Raw genomic sequence first — 14,894 nt, 5'->3', positions numbered from 1 at the left:
TTCTCCATCATCAGAAACTAGTCCCGCTATGTACAAAATCGTATTCATGCGCCACGGCGAATCGACCTGGAACCTGGCCAACCGCTTCACCGGCTGGGTCGACGTCGACCTCACCGAAAAAGGCGTGGCCGAAGCCCGCCAGGCCGGCAAGCTGCTCAAGGAAGCCGGTTTCTCCTTCGACCTGGCCTATACCTCGGTGTTGAAGCGCGCCATCCGCACCCTCTGGACCACGCTGGATGAAATGGACCAGATGTACATCCCCATCAAGAACGACTGGCGCCTCAACGAACGCCACTACGGTGCCCTGCAAGGCCTGAACAAGGCCGAGACCGCCGCCCAGTACGGCGACGAGCAGGTGCTGGTCTGGCGTCGCAGCTACGATACCCCGCCCAATCCGCTGACCCCGGGTGAAGAGCGCGATGCCTTCGGCGACGCCCGCTACGCCGGCCTCTCACGCGAACAGGTGCCGCTGACCGAATGCCTCAAGGACACCGTGGCCCGCGTGCTGCCGGCCTGGAACGACTCCATCGCCCCGGCCATCCGCGCCGGCAAGCAGATCATCATCTCCGCCCACGGCAACAGCCTGCGCGCCCTGATCAAGTACCTCGACGGCATCAGCGACAACGACATCGTCGGCCTGAACATCCCCAACGGCCAGCCGCTGGTCTATGAACTGGACGCCGATCTGAAGCCCATCAAGAGCTACTACCTGGGCGACCAGTCCGCCATCGAGGCTGCACTCAAGGCCGTGGCCAACCAAGGGAAGTCGAAATAAAACTGCGTTTCTCCAGCAGGACGCCGGCCGCACAGGCCGCGTCCGTTCCCGGCAAGTGCACAGCACCAGCGCGTCCCGGCCTGTTGGCCGGTGCGCTGCGGCTGCCTGCGCGCGCCCTGCTGGGCGGCATGGCCTGCCTGCTGCTGGCCATGGTGGTGCAGGCCCAGCCGATCACCGAGCGGACCCGCCAGAAGCAGGCCGCCGAGAAGGAACGGGCCGACCTGCAGCAGCGCCTGGCCAATCTGAAGCGCGACATCGACCAGACCGAAACCGCCAAGGACAACGCCGCCGACGCGCTCGCCGTCTCCGAACAGGCCATCTCCAAGGCCAATCGTTCCCTGCGCGACCTGGCCCAGGAACAGCAGGAAACCGAGTCCCGCCTGGCACAACTGGTCAAGCAGCTCAATGAGCTCACCGCCCTGGTCAATGCCCAGCAGGCCCAGCTTTCCAGGCTGCTGCGCGAGCAATACGTGGCCGGCAACGAAGACCGCATCAAGCTGCTGCTCTCCGGCGACAATCCCAATCGCATCAACCGCGAATTGCAGTACATGGGCTATGTCTCCCAGGCCCAGGCCAGGCTGATCGAAACCCTGCGCGCCAACCAGCAGGCCATCCGCGCCAACAAGGCCGACACCCAGAACGCCAAGTACGAACTGGAAGAAATCGCCCAGGAAGAACTGGAACAGAAGAAGGTCCTGGAGCGCGAAAAGGGCCGTCGCCAGACCCTGCTGTCACAGCTCTCCACCAAGCTCAATGCCCAGCGCCAGGAGGTCGGTCGCATCGAGCAGGACCAGCAGCGCCTCTCCAGCCTGGTGGACAAGCTGGCGCAGATCATCGAGCAGCAGAAAAAGGCCGAAGCCGAAGCCCGCGAGAAGCGGCGCCAGGAACAATTGGCCAAAGCCAGGGCCGAACGCGAGAAGCGTCTGGCCGAGCAACGTGCCCGGGCCGCCGAGCGCGCCGCCGAAGCGGCACGGGCTGCCAAGGAAGGCAAGCCGGTACCGAAGCAGCCCGATCCGGCCGACGCCATCGACGACGACGAACCGCCGCAAAGTGCCTCCCTGGGGCGCAACGACACCCTGCCCGAGCCGCAGTCGGACAATTTCGGCAAGCCCTTCGCCAGCCTGCGCGGGCAGCTGCACCTGCCGGTCAAGGGAGACCTGGTCTCGAAATTCGGCAGCCGCCGGGGCGACGGGCCGGCCAGCCGCGGCCTGTTCATCCGCGCCCACGAAGGCGCGGAAGTGCGCGCCGTGGCCGGAGGACGGGTGGTCTTCGCCGACTGGTTGCGCGGCTTCGGCAACCTGATCATCGTGGATCACGGCAACCAGTACATGACGATTTATGGCAACAACCAGTCGGTGCTCAAGCGCGCCGGCGATGTGGTAAAGGCGGGCGACACCATCGCCACTGCAGGCAACAGCGGCGGTAACGAGCAATCGGGTTTATACTTTGAAATGCGGTATCAAGGCCGCGCATTCGACCCACTGGGGTGGGTAACTACTAGGTGACACATGGGCAGCAAACTCAAGAATATCGGTTTGATCGGGTTGGGCATGGTGGCAGGCGCCACTGCGATGATTCAGTTCGACGCCATCGCGCAAAAGAATGCAACGGCGTCGCTGCCCCTGGAGGAGCTGCGCCAGATGGCCGACGTGTTCGGTCTCATCAAGTCGGATTACGTCGAACAGGTCGACGACAAGAAGCTGCTGACCGAAGCCATTTCCGGCATGGTCGCCTCGCTCGATCCGCACTCCGCCTATCTGGACAAGAAGGCCTACAAGGAACTGCGCGAAGGCACCATGGGCAAGTTCGTGGGCCTGGGTATCGAAGTCGGCATGGAAGACGGCTACGTCAAGGTCATCTCCCCGATCGAGGATTCGCCGGCCTTCCGCGCCGGGATCAAGGCCGGTGACCTGATCACCCGTCTGGACAGCACCCCGGTCAAGGGCCTGACCCTGGACGAAGCCGTCAAGAAGATGCGCGGCGAACCCAACACCAAGATCACCCTGACCATCGCCCGCAAGGAAGAAGACAAGCCCATCATCCTGACCATCACCCGTCAGGAGATCCGCGTGCAGAGCGTTAAGTCCAAGGTCATCGAACCCGGCTACGCCTGGCTGCGCGTGACCCAGTTCCAGGAACCGACGGTGGACGACATGTCCAAGAAGCTGGCCGCCATCTACGCCCAGGAACCCAACCTGAAGGGCATCGTGCTGGACCTGCGCAACGATCCGGGCGGCGTGCTGCCGGGCGCCATCGGCGTGGCTGCCGCCTTCCTGCCCAAGGATTCGGTGGTGGTGTCCACCAACGGCCAGCTCCCCAGCTCCAAGCAGACGTTCTACGCCAAGCGCGAATACTACGCCGCCAACCCGCTGTCGGACCCGCTGTCGCGCCTGCCCGATGCCATCAAGAAGGTGCCGATGGTGGTCCTGATCAACAGCGGCTCGGCCTCGGCTTCCGAAATCGTGGCCGGTGCCCTGCAGGATTACAAGCGCGCCACCATCATGGGTACCCAGTCCTTCGGCAAGGGCTCGGTGCAGTCGGTGATCGCCCTGCCGCCGGAGAAGAACACCGCCGTCAAGCTGACCACCGCCCGCTACTACACGCCCAAGGGTCGCTCCATCCAGGCCCGTGGCATCGTACCGGACATCATGGTCGACGAATTCCCCGATGGCGATGGCCTGAACGGCCTGCGCCTGCGTGAAGCCGATCTGTCCAAGCACCTCTCCAACGACACCGACAAGTCCGCCGAGGTCAAGGCCCAGGCCATGGACGAACAGTCGGAAGAACGCCTGATCGCCGCCGAGAAGAAGCGCAAGCCGCTGGAATTCGGCAGCAAGGACGACTTCCAGCTGGCGCAGGCCCTGAATCATCTCAAGGGGCTGCCGGTGAAGGTCTCCAACGCCAAGCCGGAAGTGCGCAACGAGGAAGGCAAGAACGCCACCCCGGTCAAGGACGAGCGCAAGGACAACAAGGCGCCGGCCGAGAAGATCGACACCACCAAGTAATCCGCCGCCCTCGGGCTGGCATACCGGGCCGCTAGCTAGCGGCCCTTTTTCATTACTGGAACGAGACAGGACCTCACCATGGATGACCAACAGCTGCTGCGCTATTCGCGCCACATCCTGCTCGACGAGATCGACATCGAGGGCCAGACCCGGCTGCTGCAGGGGCATGCCCTGGTGATCGGCGCCGGCGGGCTGGGCTCGCCGGCGGCCATGTACCTGGCCTCGGCCGGCGTGGGCCATATCACCCTGGTGGACCATGACACGGTGGACCTGACCAACCTGCAGCGCCAGATCATGCACACCACCGCGCGCGTGGGCCAGCCCAAGGTGGACTCCGGGCGCGAGGCGCTGCGCCAGATCAATCCCGGCGTGCAGGTCACCGCACTGGCCGAGCGGGTCGAGGGCGAAGGCCTGCAGGCGCTGGTAGCCGATGCCGACGTGGTGCTGGACTGCAGCGACAACTTCGCCACCCGCCACGCCGTCAACCGCGCCTGCGTGGCGGCCGGGGTGCCGCTGGTGTCGGGTGCGGCGATCCGCTTCGACGGCCAGGTCAGCGTCTTCGACAGCCGCCAGGAAAAGGCCCCCTGCTACGCCTGCCTGTTCCCGCCCGAGCGCGAGTTCGAGGAAGTGCAATGTTCCACCATGGGCGTGTTCTCGCCGCTGGTGGGCATCATCGGCACCATGCAGGCGGCCGAGGCCATCAAGCTGCTGGCCGGCATCGGTCGCTCCCTGGCCGGACGCCTGCTGCTGCTGGACGCCCGTGAGATGGAATGGACCTCGATCAACGTCGGCCGCGACCACCAGTGCCCGGTCTGCGCCCGCCGGCATGCCTGAACCCTGCTTGCCGCTTCCATCCGGACCGGGTCTTCTGGTATAAACTCGGTTGGATGTTGCAATGCACTTGCTGCGCGGCATCACGCCAGGCTGATGTTCGGAACGACGATAATTCATAAGCGCGATCAGCCCGCCCCGTCTTGCCCGTCACAGGGGGAGTCATGAAACGCTCCATGAACCACCGCGCCGCCGGCGCGTCGCTGCCCGAGGTCAGGAACCTGATGCGCCCAAGGCTTGGCATCCGGAATCGTTGGTGTACAATCCTTGACCGCGAAAAAGCGTACGCCATCGGCACTGCAGGCCGGCCCGGAAATCCCGCAACGGCCCCCCGAGCGCGTCAACGTCAATCGAAGAGGTGCCAACGCGGCTAGGGAAGTGGATTCAAAAGCGACCTGTTCCGGCAGCCAAGTATCAGCCGGGATAATGGATATAGTTGAAAAACCCGTAGTATTGAAAGTAAGCGAAGTGGCAACCAAGACTCCCAAAACTACCCCTGCAGCGCAGTTGCTGACCGAGGAAGAAATCCTCAAGATGGACGAGAAGGACTACATGAACGAAGCGCAGCTTGCTTTCTTCAAGGCCCGTCTCCAGCAGCTGGAAAAGGATCTGCTCAAGAACGCGGATGAAACCACCGAACACCTGCGCGAAACCGTGCTGGTGCCGGACCCGGCCGACCGCGCCACCATCGAGGAAGAACACGCCCTCGAACTGCGTACCCGCGACCGTGAGCGCAAGCTGCTCAAGAAGGTGCAGCAGTCCATCGTGTCCATCGACAACGGCGAGTACGGCTGGTGCGAAGAGACCGGCGAACCGATCGGCATCCCGCGTCTGCTGGCGCGCCCGACCGCGACCCTGTCGCTGGAAGCGCAGCAACGCCGCGAACTGAAGCAGAAGCTCTACGGCGACTGATCCCCGCCAGGCAGGATGAAGCCTGCGCCGCGCGGCGGCCAGGCTCAGCGCCGGCAGCGCGTGTTGCCGGTGCAGGATCGTTGACCCCGGTTTTTCGGACTGGCCGTCTATTGGCCACGGGGTAGAATCCTTCATATCCGAATTTTCAAGACCACCCGTAGTACCGGATGTTGTGCGGGATTGCAGGGTGCTCGATGTCAGTACCTTCAGTTCATCGTCAGTAGCCCCAAAAAAAGCTGCAAAAGCGGCGGAAGCGGCCAAGTCTGTCGCCTCATCCATATTGCGGCGGTCTGTTCGGCTCTGCGCTGTTTCGTGTTGCAGGTGCCTGCAGCTCCGTCGTCCATTTGCCGATCCGTTCCATGAACCGACTGCGTTCCCTGCGTAGCTTCACCGTCATTGCCATGCTGGCGATGTCGTTGCTGTTCGCGCAGATGCTGGGGTTCGTGCACGGCATCGCGCACGCGGGCTGGGCACCGGGCACGGTGCACTCACTGATCAGCGACGCCCTCTTCGACGAAGCCGAGCCGACCTCGGTCAGCACCGGTCAGGATGCGCATGCGCACGGTCCCCATGCCCACGACCTGCATCACTCCTGCGTCGCCTATGATGCGGCGGCCCTGTCGGCCGGCGTTCATTTTGATTTCCCGCCGCTGCCGCTGTTGCCGCCGGTGCGCTTGCTGGCCCTGTGGCTGGCGTTCTCCTCGTGGGATGCTCCCCTCAACTGCCATTTCTCCTCCCGCGCTCCGCCGCGCTGAATTCCTTCCCCTCGCAAGACCCTCTTTCTGACTGGTTGCCGGTTGTCCCTCGCGCATCCGCATGCAGCGTGCCTTCGTCCCTCGCGAGGCGCCTGCGTACGGGCGCGTGCTGACGGCCGGTGTATCCGCGCCGTCCTGTCCTCACCAGAACATGGCAGGCGTCGCCTCGCGTAAAACAAGGAATTCACAATGGCTTTCCAACGCCAACTCATTGCTTCGGCCGTCCTCACCGCCCTGGCTGCCTGGTCCATGTCCGCTACGGCCCAGACCACCTCTGCCGGCACCCCTGACCCTGCCGCACCGGCCGCCGCCTCACCGGCTGCGCCTGCACAAGCCCCTTTGCAAGCCATCGTCGTCACCGCCACCCCGTTCGCCGCACAGGAAGACGTGCAGGTGCTGGCGCCCGCCAAGGTCCTCGCCGGCGATGAACTGCGCAACAAGCTCGGTAACTCCCTGGGCGACACCCTTTCCGGCGAACTCGGTGTGTCGGCCTCGGCCTTCGGCGCCGGTGCATCGCGTCCCATCATCCGCGGCATGGAAGGCCCGCGCGTGATGATCCTGCAGAACGGCATGGGCGTCTCCGATGTCTCCACCGTTTCCAACGACCACGCCGTCGCCACCGAGGCCGCCACTGCGCGCCAGATCGAAATCCTGCGTGGTCCGGCCGCGCTGCTGTATGGCTCGGGCGCCATCGGCGGCCTGGTCAACGTGGTCAACGACCGCATCCCGACCGAACTGGTGGGCAAGCCCACCGGGACTGCCGAAGCCCGCTACGGCAGCGTCGACGGCGAGAAGAACAGTTCCTTCTCGCTGGACACCTCGGCCGGCCAGATCGGCCTGCACCTGGACGGCAACTATCGCGACACCGACAACTACAAGATCCCCGGTAATGCGCGCCAGGGCGATCCCGCCAGCGCCTCCGGTCGCCTGCCCAATTCCTTCACCCACGAGACCAGCCTGGGCGCCGGCATTTCCTACGTCGCCAACTGGGGCTATATCGGCCTGTCGGCGGCGACCCTGGATGATCACTACGGCATCCCCACCGATGAAATGTCCTTCATCGACCTGCATCAGAACCGCTACGACCTCGACACCGTCGTCAACAACCCGTTTGCCGGCATCGAGAAGTTCCGCTTCCGCATGGGTTACACCGATTACACCCATATCGAAAAGGAGCAGGATGGCACCCCCGCCACGGTGTTCGCCAACCGCGCCCTGCAGACCCGCTGGGAACTGACCCATGCGCCGCTGGCCGGCTGGCACGGTACCTTCGGCGTACAGACCGAGCAGAGCAATTATTCGGCCTTGGCGGCCGACACCGGCGCGGCCGAACTGACCCCGCCGACCCGTTCCACCTCGTTTGCCGGCTTCCTGGTCGAAGAACGCCAGTTCGGCCAGGTGCTGGTCAGCGGCGGCCTGCGCGGCGAGAGCGTCAAGCGCAGTCCCGACAGCGGCAGCGGCCTGCCCGGACGGGACTTCAGCCTGCTGTCCTGGTCCACCGGTGCCCTGTGGAGCTTCCAGCCGGGCTATGGCCTAGGCCTGACCTATTCGTTCGCCCAACGCGCACCGACGGTGGAAGAGCTGTACTCCAACGGCCCGCACGAATCGACCGCCACCTTCGACATCGGCGACAACCAGCTGAAGAAGGAAACTTCACACAACATCGAACTGAGCCTGCAGAAGACCGAGGGCCTGGTGCGCTGGAAGGGCAACGTCTTCCGCAACAAGGTCAACAACTACATCTACGGCCGTACCAACGGCCAGGTCGATGACAGCGGTGCTGCAGATCCCACCGGCGAATTCACCCAGCGCTTCTGGTCGCAGGCCGACGCCACCATCCGCGGCGTGGAAGCCGAAGTCAGCTACAACTGGAACGGCGAAGGTCTCTCCAGCCGGGTCTTTGCCGACACTTCGCGTGGCACCCTCGACAGCCTGGGCAACCTGCCCCTGCAGCCGGCCACCCGCTATGGCGTCGAGCTGGCCTACAAGACCGGCCCCTGGGCCAGCGGCGTGAAGGTGTTGCGTGCCCAGAAGCAGGATCGACTGGCCTCCTTCGAGACCTACGAGACCCCGTCCTATACCCAGCTGGACGCCAACCTGTCCTATACCCAGCGCCTCAACGGCGTGAAGCTGACCTGGTTCGCGCTGGCGCGCAATCTGCTGAACCAGGACATCCGCCTGTCCACCTCGGTGCTGCGCGAATCGGTACCGCTGGGTGGCCGCAACTTCATCGTGGGGGTGCGTACCGCCTTCTGATCGGCGACCCGTAAACGGCCTGCGGCGATTGCCGGCAGGCCTGTCGAGTGCCAGCGGGGGACTGCGCCCCCCGCCAGCGCGGCTTGCCCGGCCGTCTCCGCGAGGAGGCCGCCGGGCTTTTTTTGCGCCCTGACTGCGGGGCGCCTGCTGCCACCTGCATGAGCGATCACGGTGCCGGCGGGAAGTCCAGCACGGTATCGTTCACGCGGTTGAACAGATTGGTGAAGGTGATCGCAGTCACGGCCAGCAGGGTATCGACGATCTGCGCATCACTGTAATGGGCGCGCACGCGCTCCACCACGTCGGCTTCGACGGTGCCGCTGGTGCCGACCAGCAGGCGGGCGAAATCGGCCAGCACGTCCAGCTTGTCATCGCCGGAGGCCTGGCCGTGGCGCACGCCCTGGATGGCCTGGGCCGACAGACCGACCTTCTTGCCCATCAGCGAGTGCGCCGCCAGGCAGTAATCGCAACCGGCCTTCTCGCTCACGGCCAGCTTGATGGCTTCGATTTCCTGGGCCGACAGGCTGCTCTTGCGCAGCGCGCCGTCCAGGTGCAGGGCCGATTCCAGCGCGACCGGGCTGAGCGAGCCGATACCGGCGTAGGCATTGGGCACCATGCCGACAGCCGACTTGATGGCGGCAAACAGTTGGGCGGCCTGGCCGGTGGCTTCGGTGACGGGGGTAGTGGTAAGACGGGGCATGACAGTTCTCCTGTAAGAGGTTAGCGCCGGCGTTGGCGGGATTGCCGTGAGTGCCGTGTTGCGCATGGATGTACTGTAGGCCTGCCGGATGAAATTATGAATGCTCTGAAATAACTTAAAATTGCTCAAAAAGCTCACGCTGCATGAACCGTCCGGACCGTTGTCCAAGCCAAAAGGAAGCACCATGGATGCCCTCAGCCGTCTTCTGTCTCTCCACCCGGTGCGCGCCGACCTGGATATCCGCTGCCGTTTCGGCCAGCCATGGAACCTGCCGAACCCGGCCCTGCCGGCCGGGGTGGCGCCCTATCACTTCATCCTGGAAGGGCGCGCCCAGCTGCAGCTGCCCGACGGCGCGCCGCTGAGTCTGCAGGCCGGCGACCTGGTGATCCTCACCCGTGGCGCCGCCCACGATCTGTTCATCGCCCCGGCGGCCGAGGCCAGCGCAGTGCGGCTGGGGGAGACGGCCGCCCCGGTGACGCTGCACGTCAACGACGAGGAGGGCGGCGGCAGCCAGCCGCTGTCCGATTTCCTCTGTGGACAATTCCATTTCGACGCCCCGCATTCCAATGCGCTGATGCACGCCCTGCCCGAAGTGCTGCTGGTGCGCAGTGCCGAATTGCCCGATGCCGACGGCCTGCGTACGCTGGCCACGCTGCTGCGCCACGAATGTGGTGGTGCCGATGGCCGGGGCGAACTGCGGGCCGGTGCCCAGGCGGTGGTGGCCGGCCTGGCGGCGGCCCTGTTCGGACTGGCGGTGCGCGCCTGGCTGGCCGGGGGCGGTCCGCAACCGGGTTTGCTGGCGCTGCTGGCGCATCCGGCCCTGCAGAGCGCGATGCAGGCCATGCTGGAATCGCCCGAGGAGGACTGGCCGCTACCGCGCCTGGCCGGCTTGTGCCACATGTCGCGCGCCACCTTCGTGCGGCGCTTCCAGGAGGTCGGCGGCGCCACACCGGGCGAGGTGCTGCAGCAGTTGCGCATGGCGCGCGCCGCCCGTCTCCTGAGCTATAGCAAAATGGGCACGGCACAGATCGGCGAAGCGGTGGGGTATCAGTCGGAAGCGGCCTTCAATCGCGTCTTCAAGAAATACAGCGGACTGGGGCCGGGTGCCTACCGGCGCAGGAGCAGGGCTGCAGAGGTGGAGGAAGAAGAAGGCAGGGGCTAGCGCAGGGAAGGAGGGCGGGGGATTCAGCGGATCGGCAGGCGGATGGTGTTCTTCACTTCTTCCATCACTGCATAGGTGTGGGTTTCGCGCACGCCCTTCAACTGCAGCAGCGACTTGCCCAGGAATTCGCGATAGGCATTCATGTCCTTGACCCGCGACTTGACCAGGTAGTCGAAGCCGCCGGCCACCATGTGGCACTCCATGATCTCGGGAATGCTCTGCACGCTCTTCTTGAACTCGGCGAAGACATCCGGCGTGGTGCGGTCCAGCACCACCTCGATGAAGACCAGCAGCGACACATCCAGCAGCTCGGGATTCAACTGTGCCGCATAGCCCAGGATATAACCGGCCTCCTGCAGCTTGCGCACCCGTTCCAGGCAGGCCGCTGGCGACAGGTTCACGCGGGCGGCCAGATCGACGTTGCTGATGCGACCGTCGTTTTGCAGCTCCGCCAGAATTTTCTTGCTGATCTTGTCGAGTCCGGCCATGGTTTCTGAACTTTATTCAGTTAAAAAAATTTAGAGTGAATTTTATTCTGATTATAAAGGGAATAAACGCGCCTAATATCAAGGAAGAGTCAATAGAATCCTCCCTCATAAAAAACACAACGTAATGCGGGCATGAAGGCCGGAAACGGCTTTATGCGCGGATGACAGCAGTATCTCGGCCAGAGTGTTGACGAGTTTTGTTTTGCCAGGGCTTGACTGCGCTTACCCCTGTATTCGCAGAAAGTACAGCATCGACGGAATTGCATCGCCCGCGCCCACAAGGCGCGGGGTGGCGCAAATCCTGCTTTTCCAGCGTTTTCAATGCAATCACCAACCGCAGTCTGACTTTCTAGAAGAGAGGAAACACCCCATGTTCAAGCGCGTCTCCGGACTCAACATCATCGCAGCCTCGCTGGCGCTGATCCCCGCCTTCGCCATGGCGCAAGAAGCGCAGGTCGTCAAGATCGGTTTCTCCAGCCCCCTGACCGGTCCCCAAGCATCGGCCGGCAAGGACAACCAGGGCGGTCTGATGATGGCAGTCGAGCGTCTGAATGCGCAACCCATCACCGTGGGCGGCAAGAAGATCAAGTTCGAAGTCATCGCCGAAGACGACCAGGCCGATCCCAAGCAGGGCGTGGCCGTGGCGCAGAAGCTGGCTGACCAGGGTGTCAAGGCCATCGTCGGTCCCTACAACTCGGGCGTGACCATCCCTGCCTCGCGCGTCTACAACGATGCCGGCATCGTGGTGGCCACCGTCGCCTCCAACCCCAAGATCACCCAGCAAGGTTTCGCCACCCTGTTCCGCGTGGCCGCCAGCGACAGCCAACTGGGCGGCAAGATGGCCCTGTACGCAGCCAAGGAACTCAAGCTCAAGCGCGTGGCCGTGATCGATGACCGCACCGCCTACGGCCAGGGCCTGGCCGAGGAATTCGCCAAGGTCGCCAAGGCCAACGGCATCGAAGTGGTCAGCAAGGACTTCACCAACGACAAGGCCACCGACTTCACCGCCATCCTGACCTCGATCAAGGGCAAGAAGCCCGACGCCGTGTTCCTCGGTGGCTATGCTCCGCAAGGCGGCCCGATCAAGCGCCAGATGAAGCAACTGGGCATCGACGTCCCCCTGATGGGCGGCGACGGCATCTGCTCGCCGGAAATGGGTCGTCTGGGCGGTGACGCCATCGGCGAAAGCGTCTACTGCACCCAGGGCGGCACCATGCTGGACAAGGCCAAGGATGGCAAGGTCTTCGCCGATGACTACCAGAAGAAGTACAGCCGTCCTGCCGAAACCTATGCGGTCTCGTTCTATGACGGCATGATGCTGATCGCCCAGGCCATGAAGCAGGCCAACTCCATCGAACCCAAGGCCTTCGGCCCGGCCCTGGCCAAGATCAGCTACAAGGGCGTGGCCGGTCAGTACGACTTCGACGCCAACCACGACCTGAAGCAATCGCCCGTGACCGTCTATCGCTTCAAGGATGGCCTGCCGGTCCCCCTGACCAGCTACTGATCGGTCATTCCAGCGACCTGATCCTGCCGCCCGCCATGGCCGGCGGCAGGCCGGGTCTTCCGTCCCAGCTCCAATCATGCAGATCCCCGCTTCCCGCCGGCCCAGGCCGGCCCGGGAGCGGTTCGTCGTACCCGCTTGAGCCTGTACCGCGGCCTGGTCCGCCGACAGGCGAGGTGCAGTGTTACCCTGTGCCCTGGCGGCCCGCAGCATACCCGGAAGGAAATCCATGCTCAGCTACACCCGTACCGTCCAGACCATCGATGCCCACACCGGCGGCGAACCGCTGCGCATCGTCGTCTCCGGCCTGCCCAAGATCCCCGCCGGCACCATCCTGCAGCAGCGCGCCTGGCTGCGCGAACACCGCGACGACCTGCGCTGTTTCCTCATGAACGAGCCGCGCGGCCACGCCGACATGTATGGCGCCTACCTGCTGCCGCCGGTCACCGCCGGTGCCGACTTCGGCGTCATCTTCATCCACAACGAAGGCTATAGCGACATGTGCGGCCACGGCATCATCGCCCTGGGCAAGGTGCTGGTCGAAATGGGTTACGTCGAGCGCACGCAGCCGCAGACCCGCATCTGCTTCGATGCCCCGGCCGGTTTCATCGAAGCCTTCGTTGAGTGGGACGGTGTGCGTGCCGGCAAGGTCAGCTTCAACAACGTGCCGGCCTTCATCTATCGACGCGATGTCGAGGTGCAGACCCCCAGCTTCGGCAAGATCACCGGTGACATCGTCTTCGGCGGCGCCTTCTACTACTACATCAACGCCGCCCAGGCCGGCCTGGCCGTCAAGCCCGAGCTGGTGCGCCAGCTGATCCAGCTGGGCGCCGAGACCAAGGCCGCCGTCATCGCCAAGGTCGCCATCCAGCATCCGCTGGAGCCCGGCCTCAATACGCTGTATGGCACCATCATCGACAGCGAACCCAATTTCCCCGGTGCAGATCAATCCAATGTCTGCATCTTCGCCGACCGCGAGGTGGACCGCTCGCCCACCGGCACCGGTACCTCCGGCCGCGCCGCCCAACTGTTCCTGCGCGGACAGCTGGCGCTGAACCAGGGCTACATCAACGGCAGCATCGTCGGCAGCAATTTCGACGTGCGCGTGACTGCCGCCACCCAGGTCGGCGAGTTCGATGGCGCGCTCACCGAAGTCAGCGGCCACGCCCACATCATGAGCACCAACCAATGGGTGCTGGAAGAGTCCGATCCCTTCCCGACCGGCTTCTTCCTGCGCTGAGTGCCCCCTTCGAGACAGGACTTCCATGCACATCCTCGATCCCCACCAGAGCGCCCAGGCGCTGCCCTATGCAGCCCTGGTCGATGCCCTGGCACGCGCCGCGCAGGAACTGGCCAGCGGCGCCATCCGCGCCCCCGAACGCCAGGTCGTTCCCATCGATGCCGCCAGCGTCCTGCTGGGCATGCCGGCCATTGCCGAGGACCTCTCGGTGACCAAGCTGATCACCGTCCACGCCGACAACGCGCGCCATCACCTGCCCGCGATCCAGGGCGAGGTCATCGCCTTCGACACCCACACCGGCCGCCGCCTGGCGCTCATGGATGGTCCCACCGTCACCGGCCGTCGCACCGCCGCCATGAGCATGCTGGGCATACGCACCCTGTTGCCGCGCAAGCCGCAATCGGCACTGCTGATCGGCACCGGTGCCCAGGCCGCCGCCCACGCCGATGCCCTGGTCGAGTATTTCGGCGTATCGCAATTCTGGGTCGCCGCACGCGACCTCGACCGCACCCAGGCTTTCTGCCGCGCCATCAGCGAACGTCATCCGCAGGCCGTGGCCAGTCCGCTCCCGGCACGGATGTTGCAAGAGGAATTGCCGCGCACCGACGTGGTGATCGCCATGACCACCTCGCGCGTAGCGGTGATCCCCGAAGGGATCGCACCGGATACCCTGGCCATTGGCGTAGGGGCCTTCAAGCCTGACATGGTGGAGTTCCCGGCCACGCTGTTGCATGCCCGGCGCATCGTTGTCGATGACCTGCCCGGCGCGCACCACGAGGCCGGTGATCTGATCCAGGCCAAGGTCGATTGGGCACAGGTGGTGGGCATCGCCGATGTGCTGGCCGGCAAGGTGCCGGCCGCCACGCTGCACACGGGCGGGGCATTGCCGGTGTTCAAGACCGTCGGCCAGGCGTCCTGGGACCTGGCCGCCGCGCGCGTGATGCGTCAAACCTTGGGGCTCTGAAACTGAACGTGCAATCGCAGGAAATTTGATAAATAATTTACGGTTTTTTCTGCGTTTGCGGTTTTTCTTGCGGCTGTTGTCCGTTTTCGTCTTGTTCCGCGTTTTTTCGTATTTCCCTTTTGCAGTTTTTCATATAAATCATCCTCCACAGGGAGACACCGTTTCATGGACATTTTCATCCAGCAGATCATCAACGGATTGGTGCTAGGCAGCATGTACGCACTGATCGCCCTGGGCTACACCATGGTGTACGGGGTGCTGAACCTGATCAACTTTGCCCACGGCGACATCCTGATGGTAGG

Annotated in this window: 14 protein-coding genes; 12 read left to right on the top strand and 2 right to left on the bottom strand. The window is 64.2% G+C overall.

Annotated elements, in window-relative coordinates:
* Positions 1-28 precede the first annotated feature (28 nt).
* From gpmA to VE092_RS03525, 7 genes are all read left to right on the top strand, one after another.
* The gene (gene gpmA, locus VE092_RS03555; protein ID WP_006464885.1) at positions 29-775 is read left to right on the top strand and encodes a 2,3-diphosphoglycerate-dependent phosphoglycerate mutase; all 747 of its coding nucleotides are present in this window, start codon (positions 29-31) and stop codon (positions 773-775) included.
* Between the two features lie 128 nt (positions 776-903).
* Positions 904-2,280, top strand: a complete 1,377-nt coding sequence (locus VE092_RS03550; protein ID WP_324873978.1) for a murein hydrolase activator EnvC family protein — start codon at positions 904-906, stop codon at positions 2,278-2,280.
* Positions 2,281-2,283: 3 nt separating this feature from the next.
* The gene (locus VE092_RS03545) at positions 2,284-3,780 is read left to right on the top strand and encodes a S41 family peptidase (protein ID WP_324873911.1); all 1,497 of its coding nucleotides are present in this window, start codon (positions 2,284-2,286) and stop codon (positions 3,778-3,780) included.
* Between the two features lie 78 nt (positions 3,781-3,858).
* Positions 3,859-4,614 (top strand): HesA/MoeB/ThiF family protein, encoded by a 756-nt coding sequence (locus tag VE092_RS03540; RefSeq protein WP_324873909.1) that lies wholly within the window; start codon positions 3,859-3,861, stop codon positions 4,612-4,614.
* Between the two features lie 423 nt (positions 4,615-5,037).
* Positions 5,038-5,523, top strand: coding sequence for an RNA polymerase-binding protein DksA (gene dksA, locus VE092_RS03535; RefSeq protein WP_174616797.1), 486 nt, complete (start codon positions 5,038-5,040; stop codon positions 5,521-5,523).
* Positions 5,524-5,882: 359 nt separating this feature from the next.
* Positions 5,883-6,278 carry a hypothetical protein gene (locus VE092_RS03530; protein WP_324873904.1) on the top strand — a complete coding sequence of 132 codons (396 nt, stop codon included), beginning with the start codon at positions 5,883-5,885 and terminating at the stop codon, positions 6,276-6,278.
* 189 nt (positions 6,279-6,467) lie between these two features.
* Positions 6,468-8,534 carry a TonB-dependent receptor gene (locus VE092_RS03525; RefSeq protein ID WP_324873902.1) on the top strand — a complete coding sequence of 689 codons (2,067 nt, stop codon included), beginning with the start codon at positions 6,468-6,470 and terminating at the stop codon, positions 8,532-8,534.
* A 166-nt stretch (positions 8,535-8,700) separates the two neighbouring features.
* Here the strand turns inward: VE092_RS03525 and VE092_RS03520 are convergent, their stop codons facing one another.
* Complete coding sequence (locus VE092_RS03520) at positions 8,701-9,234, bottom strand: carboxymuconolactone decarboxylase family protein (RefSeq protein ID WP_324873900.1); 534 nt, start codon at positions 9,232-9,234, stop codon at positions 8,701-8,703.
* A 184-nt stretch (positions 9,235-9,418) separates the two neighbouring features.
* Here VE092_RS03520 and VE092_RS03515 point away from each other — a divergent pair, with 184 nt between their 5' ends.
* Positions 9,419-10,396: an AraC family transcriptional regulator gene (locus tag VE092_RS03515; protein WP_324873898.1), complete on the top strand. Its 978-nt coding sequence runs from the start codon at positions 9,419-9,421 to the stop codon at positions 10,394-10,396.
* Between the two features lie 23 nt (positions 10,397-10,419).
* On the opposite strand, the gene VE092_RS03510 is transcribed toward VE092_RS03515, so the two are convergent.
* Positions 10,420-10,884: an Lrp/AsnC ligand binding domain-containing protein gene (locus VE092_RS03510; RefSeq protein WP_008334229.1), complete on the bottom strand. Its 465-nt coding sequence runs from the start codon at positions 10,882-10,884 to the stop codon at positions 10,420-10,422.
* 370 nt (positions 10,885-11,254) lie between these two features.
* On the opposite strand from VE092_RS03510, the gene VE092_RS03505 reads away from it, so the two are divergent.
* From VE092_RS03505 to VE092_RS03490, 4 genes are all read left to right on the top strand, one after another.
* Complete coding sequence (locus tag VE092_RS03505; protein ID WP_324873895.1) at positions 11,255-12,391, top strand: branched-chain amino acid ABC transporter substrate-binding protein; 1,137 nt, start codon at positions 11,255-11,257, stop codon at positions 12,389-12,391.
* Between the two features lie 226 nt (positions 12,392-12,617).
* Entirely contained in the window at positions 12,618-13,628 is a 1,011-nt protein-coding gene (gene lhpH, locus VE092_RS03500; RefSeq protein WP_324873893.1) for a trans-3-hydroxy-L-proline dehydratase, read from the top strand.
* Between the two features lie 25 nt (positions 13,629-13,653).
* Entirely contained in the window at positions 13,654-14,592 is a 939-nt protein-coding gene (locus tag VE092_RS03495) for a delta(1)-pyrroline-2-carboxylate reductase family protein (protein ID WP_324873891.1), read from the top strand.
* A gap of 165 nt (positions 14,593-14,757) precedes the next feature.
* A partial coding sequence (locus VE092_RS03490; protein ID WP_414653407.1) for an ABC transporter permease subunit occupies positions 14,758-14,894 on the top strand: 137 nt, incomplete at its 3' end.

The sequence above is a fragment of the Herbaspirillum sp. genome (assembly GCF_035644555.1).
Lineage (GTDB): Bacteria > Pseudomonadota > Gammaproteobacteria > Burkholderiales > Burkholderiaceae_D > Herbaspirillum.
The sequence above is the reverse complement of the archived record's forward strand: the minus strand, read 5'-3'. Positions and strand labels throughout refer to the sequence as shown.

Coding starts and splice junctions, on each gene's coding strand:
- gpmA (WP_006464885.1), top strand. CDS start 29: ATGTACAAAATCGTATTCATGCGCCACGGCGAATCGACCTGGAACCTG.
- VE092_RS03550 (WP_324873978.1), top strand. CDS start 904: ATGGCCTGCCTGCTGCTGGCCATGGTGGTGCAGGCCCAGCCGATCACC.
- VE092_RS03545 (WP_324873911.1), top strand. CDS start 2,284: ATGGGCAGCAAACTCAAGAATATCGGTTTGATCGGGTTGGGCATGGTG.
- VE092_RS03540 (WP_324873909.1), top strand. CDS start 3,859: ATGGATGACCAACAGCTGCTGCGCTATTCGCGCCACATCCTGCTCGAC.
- dksA (WP_174616797.1), top strand. CDS start 5,038: ATGGATATAGTTGAAAAACCCGTAGTATTGAAAGTAAGCGAAGTGGCA.
- VE092_RS03530 (WP_324873904.1), top strand. CDS start 5,883: ATGAACCGACTGCGTTCCCTGCGTAGCTTCACCGTCATTGCCATGCTG.
- VE092_RS03525 (WP_324873902.1), top strand. CDS start 6,468: ATGGCTTTCCAACGCCAACTCATTGCTTCGGCCGTCCTCACCGCCCTG.
- VE092_RS03520 (WP_324873900.1), bottom strand. CDS start 9,234: ATGCCCCGTCTTACCACTACCCCCGTCACCGAAGCCACCGGCCAGGCC.
- VE092_RS03515 (WP_324873898.1), top strand. CDS start 9,419: ATGGATGCCCTCAGCCGTCTTCTGTCTCTCCACCCGGTGCGCGCCGAC.
- VE092_RS03510 (WP_008334229.1), bottom strand. CDS start 10,884: ATGGCCGGACTCGACAAGATCAGCAAGAAAATTCTGGCGGAGCTGCAA.
- VE092_RS03505 (WP_324873895.1), top strand. CDS start 11,255: ATGTTCAAGCGCGTCTCCGGACTCAACATCATCGCAGCCTCGCTGGCG.
- lhpH (WP_324873893.1), top strand. CDS start 12,618: ATGCTCAGCTACACCCGTACCGTCCAGACCATCGATGCCCACACCGGC.
- VE092_RS03495 (WP_324873891.1), top strand. CDS start 13,654: ATGCACATCCTCGATCCCCACCAGAGCGCCCAGGCGCTGCCCTATGCA.